Origin of the sequence: Acinetobacter sp. 16 (assembly GCF_033439925.1) — a bacterium.
In the GTDB taxonomy this organism is placed as follows: domain Bacteria; phylum Pseudomonadota; class Gammaproteobacteria; order Pseudomonadales; family Moraxellaceae; genus Acinetobacter; species Acinetobacter junii.
The window spans coordinates 1,232,978-1,246,230 of record NZ_CP137746.1; the positions used below are offsets into that span (position 1 = coordinate 1,232,978).

Consider the following 13,253-nt stretch of genomic DNA (forward strand, 5'->3'; position numbering starts at 1 on the left):
TCACACCACCTGATTTTCAGAATATTTCGTTGCAAGAGGGCGGTAGCTATCATCAGCAGTACGCTGACATTTCACACAAACCATTGCTGGTATGACGTTACGATGGAAATATTCATCATCGTAGCCATCACGTGTTTCGGTATTTCCGCAGTGCTCACATTCATAAATTGCTGTGAAATCACGACGGATTTGAGAAGTAATCTTTTTGATTTTCATGCTCTAAATCCTCTACGTGAATTCATGATTTCCAAACGAATTGAACCAATTCCCACGTCAATAACTAATTCACGAAAATTTTCATTTGAAGTGATGCCAAATTTGAAAGCCCATCCACCACCAAATCGACCAGAACCTTTTACTATTAGTGGGTTCCATCCCCATTTCTCACCATAGTGGTAACTGTATAAAGGGTCCCGTGATTTGATGGTTTGCCATGGGAAGCCTTCAAAAGCCACATAAAGAGTCGATTTGCCAATATTGATTACTTGATAGTCTTTAGTAACAATCGGACATAGCATTCTGTAAACAAATGCTTGCAGCTTATTTGGCTGACTTGTAGGACCATGTTTAATCTCAATAAACTCGCCCATGAGAACCTCCAAACTTTTGAAGTTTCACAGCGATAGAGTCTTCAAGAGCATCATTGATCTTGTCGATTTCATAACGATCAAGATATGCATTGATTTCGCCATCTTCATCACCGACCAATTCAGGTTCTAAGCGATCAATCTGAATGCCTACAGCACGATTAAAGCCGTTACCATTATCGAAACCTGAATAGTCAAAATTCACTTCGATGTAATACTGGTCATTTGCTGTTAATAAGGTTGCATGACAATCATGTTTACAGTCGTTGTATGGCCCTAAATCTAGCTCATCCACTTTGTAGATGTCTGAAGCCACTGTTATTAGCTGTTGTTCTTCAACAGGTAGCTTGGCTGGTTGATACTTTTGCACAGATGCTAAAACTGCTGTCATCGCTACTGCACCACCTAAACCCAACAAAAATGGTTTGAAATTTAGTGAAACCATGTTCATAATCTCCTTATAGCGATTGCTATACCCCTTAAAGAAGCCCCGTCCTCGATCAAAATTTCGGGGCTTTTTATTGCCTAATTTTTAGTTTTACGCTGAAAAGGTACCAATACGGACAGGGTTTTCAGGAAGCAAGGCAATCACTTTTTCCTTGAATTCTTGAATAATTTCATTGCGCAAGAGTTCTTCTTTAACGATTTGCAATGCAAACGATGGCTCGCCATCTGAGCTATTTACTACAAGACGCAAGCGAATAGTTTTGTCATCAAGACCGACATAAGCTGGATCAATGATTTCAAAATAACTTGGTAATTTCCCTGCTGTGCTTGAAGCTTCAACTTTGTCAAAGACTGAGCGAGTTTCTTGCATGTTTGATACTGACGAGTCAGTAGTTGAAGATGCGCCAACTTTCATGTTGCGAACTGCATTAATTGCTTCCGCAATATGGATCGTTTCACCAGTTTCACTTGTTGCAGCGAATACACTTGCCCAATCTTCAAGTAATGTTGCAAAACTCTTTTGATTGAGTTTGTTATCTTTAAGTTGATTAAGCTTTTCCCAAACTACAGTTGGTTCAAGCTGTAATACTGCTTTATGGTCACAATGACCTTGAGCCAATCCAACAACTTTGAAGTTTAAAATTGCTGTTGCTGATACATTTTTGTGGTCAACAAATACAGGTGCATAAACTTTTACTTCAGGAACAGAATTTTCAGACTGCGTATTACCTAAAACATAACTTTTGAAATCTTCAAAAGATGGGGTTTTTAAAACACCACGTGCACGGTTACGACCAGCTTTAAATTGTTCTAAATCATGAACTTTGAAATTTTCATGAATGGCAACAAGTTCACCACGAGATAAATCATTTACAGGTAACGCAAGTTCAACGATTTCTTTAGCAGAGTTTTCCATTTTCAGTACCTTATGGATGGTTGGTAAAATTGTTGTAATGAGAAGGGGGCTGTTTAAGCGTCTTCTGTGAATAATTGGCTTGTATGGTTAGCGAACAACGTGACATCACCACCAGCATTCAAATGCATTGGAGTTTTTGAGGTGGTGTCCTCTGCACGTTTACCTTTTGCTGTTGGTTCAACAAAAGCGAGTGTGTGTGCAATTTCGACCTGGCTTGAATCACCGATACGAGCAATATCAAGTGTGATTTTGATTTGACCTTTTTTGTTGTGCTGAACAGCACCTTGAGAAACCATGCTGATAGCTGCACCGAGTTGGTTAGCAAAGGTTCCTGCACCTAAGTCAGCAACAAATTGCTGTGCGTTGGTTGGTTTGGTAGACATAAAATTCACCAAGTTTGGTTGTTGTTGGTGATATAAATATCGCATTACCGATATTAAGAGTCAATAGGAAAACCGATATTTTTATAGAAATTCCGATTTTTAATTTTTTAATGACAAAAAAACCTGCTCATGGCAGGACTTAGCAAATTACGATTAGTTAGAAATAATTATTCATAAAGATCAATTCGTCCAGAATCGGTCAGTATTAAAGTCTCTCCTAAGTTGAACGCAAGCTTGTATGATTTGATTGTGTTTAATATATGGATTTTTTTCTTTTCTATCATATATAAGAGGACTTTCAGAAATAGACATATAACTCATGTATGTACTCATAAGTGGAGTGTTTGGATCATTATTTGTTCTGTCTGCTATTTCTCGATAACTTAAACTTACAGCTTGTCTGCTAAAAAAATTGGTTCTGAAATGGTCACATTGAGAAACAAGCATTTCAGCATCCACAAAAGATAATTCCTCACCATTCAATATAAAACATCCATTATCACATTTTGATGAGCAACCATTTAGAATCAATAAAGATAATAATCCATAAATTATTTTCATGATTTTTTCCTATCAGGATTTCCTAACTCTTTTAGGACGAGAACCGCCAAGAGGTCTGAATGCATCAATCACCAAGCCGACCAATTCCATACCTTCTTCGAATTCAATGATATTAGGTTGAAAGTTTGGGTTAAGTGCTTGTAAATATTTACGTTCGTCACTTTCAATGATTAGTTTCTTAAATGTTGCATCTGTATTATTTCTAACAACAATAAGGTCTTCAGATAAAAGATCACAAACTTGGAATGATGGATTTACAAGTATGTAATCACCATCTTGGTATGTTGGGAAATTACTAATACCAACTACTTTTAAGTAAAAACAGCCGTCAGGATCATCAGAACTTAACGGAGGAAGCCATTCTGTAATGTCTGATGGATTAATAGATTCTACTGATGTCATTGATCCTGCCTGTACCCAAGATAAAACAGGGATAAGCTTATTTGATGTGATAGAGACAACATTGTTATCAAAATCAGGAGTGATACCTTTTTTTAATTCTTCAGCTGTTACACCAAGTGCATTTGCTAATTCAAGTATAGAACCTGTTGATTTAGCATTACCTGTTTCAAGATCAGATATTACAGATTGCTTCACGCCTGATTTTTGAGCCAATTCCTTTTGAGTCATTTTTTTGGCTTTACGAAGCTTTTTTAAATTTTCACCTAAAGTCGCCATAAAAAAATCCTAAAAACTACTATCGGAATTCTGATACAAAATGCAATCGGTTTGGCTATTGTCTTAATATCGGAAAACCTATATATTTGTTAAAAATATCGGAGGTTCTTATGAATCAGTGGCAAACAATGATCTCTGATTTAAGAGAAAAAGGCTTAACACAAACTCAAATCGCTGCGGAAATTGAATGTTCTCAAAATTATGTAAGTGATTTAGAACGTGGCGTTTGCGGTAAACGCTTGTCTTATGAGCTTGGAAAGAAATTAGAAGCTCTTTGGGAAAAACACCAATCAGTAGACTTAACCGCAAAATCTGCAAGTTAAAAGGAAATCTTATGGAAACAAAAATAATGTTTGTATTCAGCAAAAAACTGTTGGCACCCATGTCAACACGTGTACCGCTGGAAGTCCAAGAGATCATTGATACTTTGGCTGAAAGCCAAGGTAGTGATCGTGCGAAGTGGTTAAGAGATGCCATAGATAAAAAGATCGAACTGGAGACAGGTCAATCATCATCTGAGCACATAGAAAAATCAAAGAATACAACGTCTACCAGTGTATTCAAGAATGTATGCAGAAATTTGAAAAGTTTTTGGCAGGCATTAAAAAAGCCCGACGTTGCAGGTCGAGCTTCTAGTATTCATCAACATTCAGGTAAATGAACATGAGTAATTTAACAGAACATAAGTGCACTGGCAAATGTCCAGAATTTAAAGGGGAACAGTGCCATCACTGTTTAGTTCAGCAAATTGAAAAACGTGAATTTGAATTAGGTGTTGCACCTGATAGTGCATATGTGAAATGTGGTACCAGCCAAGTGATAGATTGCACTGGAATTTCCTCAAAAAAAGTTGAGCTGCAATTTAAGGTAGGTGATGTAGTTGTGACTACAAGTCCAGAATTTAATGACGATTTATTAATAGTCACATTAATTTTAGATAAACCTCATCTTTTACATCCTTGTGCATTTTTGGAGGATCCAAAAGGAGAACCCAAATTGCGTGGTTTCCCAATTTTACGACATGCCACACCAGCTGAACTTAAAGCAAAAAAACGCTTAATGACAAATCCAATCTGTCCATACTGCAATAAAGAGTCTGATGGGGTAGATGGCACAGCCATTTACCCTCATAGACCAGACCTGTCACATAAATGGTTCTACCAATGTGTGCCTTGTGATGCATATGTTGGTTGTCACCCTGGTACTAAAAACTCACTTGGTCGATTGGCAAATGCTGAACTTAGAAAATGGAAGTCTATAGCACATCGAGTGTTTGATCCGTTATGGCGTGATGGACACATGAAGCGCAAAGATGCCTATAAAGCATTAGCAGTAGCAATGGGGCTGAATGAAAAAGATTGTCATATCGGCATGTTTGATGTTGAGCAGTGCAAACGAGTCTATTCGTTGTGTGTAAATCAGCAAATTATAGGCGGTGCGGTATGAGCAATTACAAGGCTGGTGACAAAGTTGTCTTGCTAACCCGTGCTATTGGAAATGGTTATGGTGACTTCTGGGAAGTTGTAAGTACAGATGACTGTATGGTTGAAATTAAACAAATTGGGAAATCCAATGAATGGGTACATTTTGCAGAAATAACACCTGCAAATGAATCAAGCAATGGTCAGACAATAAAATCCCCTTGCTTTGATACTGAACAAGAATGGTTTGAACATTCTATTAAATCATCATCAATCTATATCAACCTTGTTTATATCCATGGTGAGCGTTTATTCATCATGGAAAACGGTCAGTACAAAATCACTGCCATTCAATTGGCATGGGAAATATATCAGGGACAGCAGAAACGCATTGATGAACTTCTTAATGATGCTCAACTGTATTTGTCAGAGCGTGGGGCACTGGTAACTAAAACCCGTGTTATGCGAAAACACTGGCAGAAAATGAGGGGGCTACAAAAAAGGATTGATGCTGCTTCTTGTGTCGCAGATAAATTCAGAGACAAGCGATACCCATTTAATGTGTTTTGCAAAGAAATGAATGAAGCCTTGCGAGGTGATTCATGAAAAAGTGGACTCATAATCAACTAATGAATGACCTTGCTGAACACTTAGGTCAAAACAGTGACCGCATTATCTGGACGGACATGCAACTCGGTCAATCTGGTTCACCACGTCCTGATGTGTACAGCATACCCAAATCGTACGCAAATTTTAAACCACTGGCTTATGAGTGCAAGGTATCTGTTGCTGACTTCCGTTCAGACATAACAAAAGGCAAGTGGCAAAGCTATCTTAAATTTGCATCGGGTGTGATATTCGCTGTACCACAAGGCTTGATCAATAAGGATGATATTCCTAAAGGCTGTGGGCTTATCGTTCGCAGTGAAAAAGGTTGGCGTATGGTCAAGGGGCCAACTTTACTTCCTATTAAAGATAATTTTCCTGCCGATTGCTGGATTAAGCTGGTAATTGATGGTGTAGATCGTTCAACCAGACGTATCAAAATGGAAGAGTTTAATAAACGTCATGTTCATGATCAGATTGAAAAAAAGTACGGTCAGCAACTAGCGATATTGCTTTCTCAGAGAGATTGTACGGAAGAAAAACTTCAATACAGAGTTGAGCATCTACAGAAAAAATACGATGTGTTAGATGTTTTTCGACTTGCAGAACATCAGTTAGAGAAACAGAAAGCCTTTGAAGAACTTAAAAATGACCTGTGCAAATTATTAGGTGTAGAGGAACATGCTTCAATTTGGTCCATTCAATATGCATTAAAAGAAAAGATAGCACTGCTGGAAGCTGATAACTCAGTTCAAGAAATGCGCAAAAAGGTTCAATCTACAATGAGCAGCCTTGAACGTCAGTTGCAGGAACTTAAACAAGTAATTGAACCTCCTTTTAATGTGGAGGTGACATCATGATTGATAACACCTCAATTCTCGCTCTAACAGACATTATCCAATTGCCTGAAGCTGAACGCTTACATGCAATCAAGGATAAGTTTTCAGCAAAATCACATGATGAATTACTTAATTTACTTGGCAATGTTTTAAATGTTGCTGTGAATTATGCCCAATCGTGTGATGAAACATTGTATTTACATCTCGTCACCACTGGCGATATGCACCCATACGCACTAGATAAGCTTATTTCACCTAGTTTTCATGGTGCTTTGAATGGGCTGATCTTGGCGCAAAAGGCTCCTAATCAAGATGTTCTATGTGAATCGTGTGCTTATCGCTGCGGTACTTTAGCAAATCATTGTCTTTCTACTCAATCTGACTTGGCTCATGCCTTGGAGTCGGATGCAGTTTTTTATTGCCATAAAGATATTGAAAATTTGGTCAATCCATCGGCTAAAGACCGTAAGTGCATGAAACCATGTAAAGGCTGGGCACAGCATGTGAAACATAAGGGGGTGGCAGCATGAATTTAAATTTACTCCCCCATGAATTAATTATTGATAATTTTGCTGGCGGTGGTGGAACGTCAACTGGTCTAGAGCAAGCATTTAATCGCTCTGTTGATGTGGCAATTAATCATGATCCAAAAGCTTTAGCGATGCATCGAGTGAATCATCCTGAGACTAGGCATTACTGTGAGTCTGTTTGGGATATAGATCCAATTCAAGTTACAGGTAATCAACCAGTAGGGTTGGTTTGGCTTTCTCCAGACTGTAAACATTTTTCAAAAGCCAAAGGTAGTAAACCTGTTGAAAAGAAAATTCGTGGTTTGGCTTGGGTGGCACTACGTTGGGCAGCTAAAACTCGCCCACGCGTCATTATGCTTGAGAATGTTGAAGAGTTTAAAACATGGGGTGATCTTGCTGCAGATGGGAAACCATGTCCTAAAAATAAAGGTCGTACTTTCAAATCATTTGTGAACGCACTTAAAAAACAAGGTTACCAAGTTGATTATCGAGAATTACGAGCATGTGACTATGGCTCACCAACTATCCGTAAGAGATTCTTTCTCATTGCTAGGCGTGATGGTTTAAAAATTCAATGGCCACAACCAACGCATGGTCATCCTGATTCTATACAGGTGCAAAAAGGAAATTTAAAACCTTGGCGTACAGCAGCTGAATGCATTGATTGGTCAATTGAATGTCCAAGTATCTTCACACGTACACGCCCACTTGCAACGGCAACACTGGAGCGCATTGCGGGTGGGCTTAAGAAGTTTGTATTTGATAATCCCGATCCGTTCATTATTAATGGCATGGCACCAGTTTTAACTGAATGTGCGAATGCATCCAACAAGCGGGCAATGCCAATTGATGAGCCATTAAGAACGATCTGCGCCCAAACTAAAGGTGGCCACCATGCACTTATTGCCCCAAGCCTAGTTGTGAATACAACAGGACATCATGGTAATGGTGTTAATAACCCTTTACATACAATCGCAACTGGTGGACACCATGGACTAGTGTCTGCTTTTTTAGCCAAAAATTATACCGGTGTAGTTGGTAGTTCTATAAAAGATCCAGTTCATACAATTACTGCTAAGGATCATAATTCGCTAGTGATCAGCCATCTTTCTAAAATGAAAAACAATTGTATTGGCCAAGATTTAAATGAGCCAATCCATACTATGACGACAGTTAATCAATTTGCTGAAGTTCGTGCTTTTTTAACAGCATTTTATGGCAATGAAAAAGATGGTAATTCGGTTAATGAGCCTTTACGGACAATCCCAACACGTGATCGATTTGGATTGGTGCGAGTTCAAGGGCAGGAATATTCAATTGCTGACATTGGTTTTCGCATGCTTCAACCAGTTGAGTTATTTAAAGCGCAAGGTTTTCCAAATTCTTATATTTTTGAAAAAGGGCTGGACGATGCAGGCAATGAAATCAAGTTAACAAAAACAGAGCAAACACGGATGGTGGGCAATTCAGTTTGCCCTCAACTTGCACGAGCCTTGGTGGAAGCAAACTTTAGTCATGAGAAAAAATACCGAGGTGCTGCATGATTATCGGAGTTGCTGTAAAAGCTGGTGATCTTATGGTCGCTCTACCAAAACCTAATCGCCATGCGGACTGTACCAATATCATTCTGTCACTTGGCTTGGTACCAGATATTCAAAATCAATGGGGGAAATCTGCACATCAAGGTTTCTATTGTGAAAATGGGAAGTTCTATACACGTCCACAAGCATTTTTACATGCAGTTGAATGTGGCCAACAAGAATGGACTGCAAACCAATTAGAGCTAATAGCCTTAGGTGAGATGGAATTTTCTCGCCTTGGGTTATGTAGTGAAGATTTGTGGTGAGGTGGTATGAATAATTCTAAAATTCCACTTACTCCGAAAGAGTGTGATGTATCAAATTTTCCATTTATGCCACTGGATATTGATCGACTTTTGAATTCTGAAACATGGATTCTTGGAGATGATTCAGAAAAAGTTGCAAGCATGACGTTGTGGTTAAAAAGCTGGTCGCAAATACCTGCTGCAAGTATTCCAAACAATGACAAGATGCTTGCGCACTTATCTGGCATGGGAACCAAATGGAAAAAAGTAAAAGATCACGCCTTACGTGGATGGGTTGATGGTGGTGATGGTCGTTTGTATCACCATGTAGTTGCAGAGAAAGCATTGGAAGCTTGGATTGAAAAGCTTGCCAGTGCTATATCTGGGGCACAAGGGAACGCTAAGCGTTGGGAAATTCAGATAGATACATCTGAGTTAGAAAGTCAGCTATGCGATGCAGTTCATCGGTTAAAAAGTATCGCCCCCCAATCCAAAGCATTAACAAAGAAGATTGCCAAAATTATAGAGTCCCGATCGGGGGGCGATAGCAACCCGAATCATGTCGGGATCGCAACAGATAAGACACAGAATAGAATAGATAATATTAATACACACACACTAAGCGACGAGGCAAAAAATTCAAAATCGGATGAAACTTGGAAACCTGATCCAGAAATCTTACTGAACGTAATTCGACAGAGCGTTGGTGTTCAGGCTGAACAAGTAATCGCTATGCCTGAATACGAATTTTGTTTAGGCAATTTCAATGCCTATTGGGAAAACAAAATCGATCTCACTGACAGCCAGCGAACCTACAAGTTTGCAACCTGGTTAATTCAGGAATTTAAAAAACCTGCACAGACAAAAACCAAAACCGAAAAACCAAAACAAACAGGGCTGAACGTCAACGATGCTTGGGCAAATCAACCAAGATCAGATGATCAACCATTCCACGGTACCGTTGAAATACCAGAGGGCTTTCGATGAACGCATTAGTTAATTTTCATAACGGTTTTAATTGTGTTGAACAGATTTGCCAGATTCATAAAATCAACATGGTGCAAGCTGGACCACATCACATTTGCCCTGAATGTGCGGTTGAGCATGTAAACAAATCCAAAACTAGTGATCAGGCTCGTGTTGATCGCATGGTACGCGACAAGCATTTTGAAGGTGCAATGATTCCGCATCGTCACGCAGATTCAGTATTCGCGAATTACAGGACAAACACACAAGGACAAGCCAATGCATTAAGCGAATGTATTACCTACGCAAAAGCTCTGATCAACGGTGATAAATCAAATTTCATCATGGTTGGATCAACTGGAACAGGTAAAACCCATTTAGGGTGTGCAACAGCCAAAACATTACTTAATAACGGATTGTATGTACGTTACATCACGTCTGAGGACATGGCGCAGCGGATCATGAACGCATGGGATAAAGACACGAAAGATCAGTCTGAACAATCTGTAATTTATGATCTTTGCCAATACGATTTACTCATTCTCGACGAGTATGGATTGCATGACCGTGATAAGCGACTTGAGTTAATTCATAAGGTTTTAACTGCACGTTATGACGCAAAAAAACCAACGATGCTGATTTCCAATTTCACATTAAAAAAACTTAAAGATGATTTGGGTGACCGTCTGTGGTCACGTTTTCAGCATGACGGTTTGACCGTTGTCGAATGTAATTGGGCTGATGCACGGGTGAAGGTGAAGTGATGAGAAGTGAATTTGACGAATTAAAGAGATTTGCTATAGCGGATGTTCTATCTGTGAGTGGCAAAGAGAAGACAACATCAACTATTGAGAAGCACATCGACAACATCATTGATGTTGCTATCGCAAGAGAACAAAACCAACAATCCAAAATTGATGAGTTGCAAAAGCGGGTGGAAGAACTAACAGTCGGTTGTGGTTTGCAGCGAGATCATATCAAGGGACTAGAAGCGGAACTCAAAAAGGCATGGACCACTGTAGATCAAGAAGGTCACAAAAACCATGAATTGTTGATGTTGCTTAAATTTGTCAGAGAGCATTTCGAAATGAATGATCTAGATAAAGCAATGCCACGTGTGTACGAGAAGTTAGAGCAAGCGCTCAAGGGTGGTGGGGAATGAGACTAAGCAGGCTATCACTAGCAATGTTAATTGCACAGCCACAACCACCAATTAAAGGGTTTTATCTACCTGATGCACGGGTGAACCAGCTATGACAAATTATTTATCACAATCTCAAATCAAAAGACTTGTGCAACAACGTATCAAAAAACCTAAACAACCAAAATATGGGAATCATAAAGTTGTTGTTGATGGTGAAAAAGTTGCTGATTCACAGCATGAATATCGTCGTTTAAATGATTTAAAGGTCTTACAACGTGCAGGTGAGATCAAGGATTTACAGACCCAGGTTCGATACAACCTGATACCGGCACAGAAAATTTGTGGTGAGAAAGTACGTGGCACAGATTACATAGCAGACTTTGTTTATTGGACCAAAGATGATCAGTTCATCTGTGAAGATGCCAAAGGTCATAAAACTGCGGATTACATCATCAAACGTAAATTGATGAAGTTAATTCATAATATCGACGTAGTTGAAGTTTAAGAACGATTTAGGGGAGTATGACAATGAAGTCTAACGCTGAAACAATCCTTGAAGCCGTTGAGGATTTACATAATCAAGAGCAAATCGTTACTAGAGAAACTTTGTCACAATTGACAGGCTTCAAATTATCTATCGTTGATGATCGTTTAAGTCATCTTGTCGATAGTGGCCAGATTATCCGTGTACAGCGTGGTGTATTCATTCCAGCCCCTAAACATCGCCCATCTCGTATTATGTCCAAGATGGTTTTACCTGATGGTACAGTTAAAATTGAAATTGGTGATGATCAGATTTTGACATTAACGCCACGTGAAGCACGTAACCTTGGCAATCTTATGGTTGCTGAAGCAATGCAATATGCAAATATTGAAATGGGCCATCATATGGCAATACTTCAGAGTGAAGTTTCAGGTCAAGTGCGTAAATTATCGAAGCAAGTAGGGGATCTATTAGATATAGGCAAGCAAGGAGAGCTGTTGTAATTTATCAAAACGGCTTCACCCCCTCTAAGGTTAGACCTCCCCCACATATATACATGATCATTAAACCAATATGAGGTTTGGTGGTCATGGCTGAAAAATCTAAAGAAAATATTAAATCTGTGGTTTTAGAGGAATTAACCAAAATCATAGATCAAAATGAAATTCCACATGGTGTTGAATACGATTTGATTCAACAGTTCAAGGAATCTACTGAGTGTGGGTATTTTGATGAAAGAATACCGCACACAGAAGCTTGTATTTGTCTATATGAGCAATCTTTTAAATATGGTCGTGCAGATATTGTTATTTATCACGTAGATGGCAGTGCCAGTGTAATTGAAGTTAAAGATGGAACTAAAGGTTACACACATACCGTATCTGGTATTGGACAAGCAACTTTATACGCAACTCAATTGGCTATGTCGAAGGGTGCTGTCAATAAAGTCCGTCGTTGCCTAATGTGGTCATCTACAGGTGATATTCAGTTGGATGTATTAATTGAGATTGCTTGCGAGAAAGCAGGTGTCATTGCATTACCTACTGCTTCAATGAAAAAAATCATGGCATGTAGAACAGCACATATCAATGCTGCCAAGCGTATTAAAAACGAGGTAGCAATCAATGACTGAAAAAAGACAAAAAATTGACTATGACCGTATTGAGCGTGGATGGAGAGCAGGGATTCTCAGTCCACGTCAATTAGCGGCTGCGTATGAAGAAGAAACTGGTCAGAAGGTTTCTCATGCCGCAATTATTAAACATTTCACAAAACTTGGAATACCACGGAACTTGGCAGAAAAGATTAAAGCCAAGTCTGATGCAATGGTTACGCAAGCAATGGTTACGGAACAGGTTACACCTGTAACCATTAAACGTGACCAAGAAATTATCGAAGATGCTGCAACTCAATTGACCTATGTTCGATTGAATCAACGTAAGGATATTCAACGTTCACGCAGAATTGCTATGAGCCTCTTTGATGAGCTTGAAATGATGGTCGGTCAAGAGAATGTCAAATTGCTGGAAATGTTGGGTGAGCTTATGTGGTCACCTGATGATAAAGGCAATGACAAAGTAAATGACCTTTACATGAAGATCATCTCAATGCCTGGTCGTGTGAAGTCTATGAAAGATTTAAGCGACACACTCAAAACACTGATTGCTTTAGAACGTCAAGCATTTGGACTTGATGATGAAAACAATAAACCTGTCGATGCACTGACTGCATTACTTGAACGAGTGAGCACTGGAAATAGTTCTGCATTTAAACCAATTGCCGATGATCCTGAATATTGACGCGCCTACGCAAATGAAACGACTAATCACCCACATCAAATTAATTTCATTCACGTACAGGCTTCAA

The 13,253-nt window shown here is 39.0% G+C and carries 22 protein-coding genes; 15 read left to right on the forward strand and 7 right to left on the reverse strand.

Annotated features, from left to right (window positions below; all coding sequences use genetic code 11):
* The 7 genes from R2H34_RS06090 to R2H34_RS06120 all read right to left on the reverse strand — a co-directional run bounded on the left by R2H34_RS06090 (window position 1) and on the right by R2H34_RS06120 (window position 3,572).
* Window positions 1-216: a hypothetical protein gene (locus R2H34_RS06090; RefSeq protein WP_318342495.1), complete on the reverse strand. Its 216-nt coding sequence runs from the start codon at window positions 214-216 to the stop codon at window positions 1-3.
* On the reverse strand, window positions 213-590 hold the full coding sequence (locus R2H34_RS06095) for a hypothetical protein (RefSeq protein ID WP_262465552.1): 378 nt from the start codon (window positions 588-590) through the stop codon (window positions 213-215). The genes R2H34_RS06090 and R2H34_RS06095 overlap by 4 nt, the downstream gene beginning before the upstream one ends.
* Window positions 574-1,032, reverse strand: coding sequence for a hypothetical protein (locus R2H34_RS06100; protein ID WP_318342496.1), 459 nt, complete (start codon window positions 1,030-1,032; stop codon window positions 574-576). Before R2H34_RS06100 ends, R2H34_RS06095 begins: the two co-directional genes overlap by 17 nt.
* Window positions 1,033-1,125: 93 nt before the next feature.
* Window positions 1,126-1,950: a DUF2303 family protein gene (locus tag R2H34_RS06105; protein ID WP_318342497.1), complete on the reverse strand. Its 825-nt coding sequence runs from the start codon at window positions 1,948-1,950 to the stop codon at window positions 1,126-1,128.
* A 53-nt stretch (window positions 1,951-2,003) separates the two neighbouring features.
* Window positions 2,004-2,333, reverse strand: coding sequence for a hypothetical protein (locus R2H34_RS06110; RefSeq protein ID WP_010112842.1), 330 nt, complete (start codon window positions 2,331-2,333; stop codon window positions 2,004-2,006).
* Between the two features lie 180 nt (window positions 2,334-2,513).
* Complete coding sequence (locus R2H34_RS06115; RefSeq protein WP_111883837.1) at window positions 2,514-2,894, reverse strand: hypothetical protein; 381 nt, start codon at window positions 2,892-2,894, stop codon at window positions 2,514-2,516.
* Between the two features lie 12 nt (window positions 2,895-2,906).
* Window positions 2,907-3,572 carry a LexA family protein gene (locus R2H34_RS06120; RefSeq protein WP_111883836.1) on the reverse strand — a complete coding sequence of 222 codons (666 nt, stop codon included), beginning with the start codon at window positions 3,570-3,572 and terminating at the stop codon, window positions 2,907-2,909.
* 110 nt (window positions 3,573-3,682) lie between these two features.
* Between R2H34_RS06120 and R2H34_RS06125 the strand changes: the two genes are divergently transcribed.
* From R2H34_RS06125 to R2H34_RS06195, 15 genes are all read left to right on the forward strand, one after another.
* Window positions 3,683-3,895: a helix-turn-helix domain-containing protein gene (locus tag R2H34_RS06125; RefSeq protein ID WP_061517850.1), complete on the forward strand. Its 213-nt coding sequence runs from the start codon at window positions 3,683-3,685 to the stop codon at window positions 3,893-3,895.
* 11 nt (window positions 3,896-3,906) lie between these two features.
* A complete protein-coding gene (locus R2H34_RS06130) occupies window positions 3,907-4,233 on the forward strand; it encodes a hypothetical protein (protein WP_120365269.1) in 327 nt (108 codons plus the stop codon).
* A 2-nt stretch (window positions 4,234-4,235) separates the two neighbouring features.
* Window positions 4,236-5,018 carry a zinc-finger-containing protein gene (locus R2H34_RS06135; protein WP_318342498.1) on the forward strand — a complete coding sequence of 261 codons (783 nt, stop codon included), beginning with the start codon at window positions 4,236-4,238 and terminating at the stop codon, window positions 5,016-5,018.
* Window positions 5,015-5,599, forward strand: coding sequence for a hypothetical protein (locus R2H34_RS06140; RefSeq protein ID WP_318342499.1), 585 nt, complete (start codon window positions 5,015-5,017; stop codon window positions 5,597-5,599). The genes R2H34_RS06135 and R2H34_RS06140 overlap by 4 nt, the downstream gene beginning before the upstream one ends.
* On the forward strand, window positions 5,596-6,459 hold the full coding sequence (locus R2H34_RS06145; RefSeq protein ID WP_318342500.1) for an MmcB family DNA repair protein: 864 nt from the start codon (window positions 5,596-5,598) through the stop codon (window positions 6,457-6,459). Before R2H34_RS06140 ends, R2H34_RS06145 begins: the two co-directional genes overlap by 4 nt.
* Complete coding sequence (locus R2H34_RS06150; protein WP_318342501.1) at window positions 6,456-6,968, forward strand: hypothetical protein; 513 nt, start codon at window positions 6,456-6,458, stop codon at window positions 6,966-6,968. Before R2H34_RS06145 ends, R2H34_RS06150 begins: the two co-directional genes overlap by 4 nt.
* Entirely contained in the window at window positions 6,965-8,512 is a 1,548-nt protein-coding gene (locus R2H34_RS06155; RefSeq protein ID WP_318342502.1) for a DNA cytosine methyltransferase, read from the forward strand. Before R2H34_RS06150 ends, R2H34_RS06155 begins: the two co-directional genes overlap by 4 nt.
* Window positions 8,509-8,814 carry a hypothetical protein gene (locus R2H34_RS06160; protein ID WP_086209291.1) on the forward strand — a complete coding sequence of 102 codons (306 nt, stop codon included), beginning with the start codon at window positions 8,509-8,511 and terminating at the stop codon, window positions 8,812-8,814. Before R2H34_RS06155 ends, R2H34_RS06160 begins: the two co-directional genes overlap by 4 nt.
* 6 nt (window positions 8,815-8,820) lie before the next feature.
* Window positions 8,821-9,780, forward strand: coding sequence for a DUF1376 domain-containing protein (locus tag R2H34_RS06165; protein ID WP_318342503.1), 960 nt, complete (start codon window positions 8,821-8,823; stop codon window positions 9,778-9,780).
* Entirely contained in the window at window positions 9,777-10,523 is a 747-nt protein-coding gene (locus R2H34_RS06170; protein WP_318342504.1) for an ATP-binding protein, read from the forward strand. The genes R2H34_RS06165 and R2H34_RS06170 overlap by 4 nt, the downstream gene beginning before the upstream one ends.
* Window positions 10,523-10,921 carry a hypothetical protein gene (locus tag R2H34_RS06175; protein ID WP_318342505.1) on the forward strand — a complete coding sequence of 133 codons (399 nt, stop codon included), beginning with the start codon at window positions 10,523-10,525 and terminating at the stop codon, window positions 10,919-10,921. The genes R2H34_RS06170 and R2H34_RS06175 overlap by 1 nt, the downstream gene beginning before the upstream one ends.
* 91 nt (window positions 10,922-11,012) lie before the next feature.
* On the forward strand, window positions 11,013-11,408 hold the full coding sequence (locus tag R2H34_RS06180) for a DUF1064 domain-containing protein (protein WP_318342506.1): 396 nt from the start codon (window positions 11,013-11,015) through the stop codon (window positions 11,406-11,408).
* Window positions 11,409-11,431: 23 nt separating this feature from the next.
* Window positions 11,432-11,890, forward strand: coding sequence for a hypothetical protein (locus R2H34_RS06185; RefSeq protein ID WP_151835287.1), 459 nt, complete (start codon window positions 11,432-11,434; stop codon window positions 11,888-11,890).
* 86 nt (window positions 11,891-11,976) lie between these two features.
* Complete coding sequence (locus R2H34_RS06190) at window positions 11,977-12,519, forward strand: hypothetical protein (RefSeq protein ID WP_111883827.1); 543 nt, start codon at window positions 11,977-11,979, stop codon at window positions 12,517-12,519.
* Complete coding sequence (locus R2H34_RS06195; protein ID WP_318342507.1) at window positions 12,512-13,186, forward strand: hypothetical protein; 675 nt, start codon at window positions 12,512-12,514, stop codon at window positions 13,184-13,186. Before R2H34_RS06190 ends, R2H34_RS06195 begins: the two co-directional genes overlap by 8 nt.
* The last annotated feature ends 67 nt before the right edge of the window (window positions 13,187-13,253 follow it).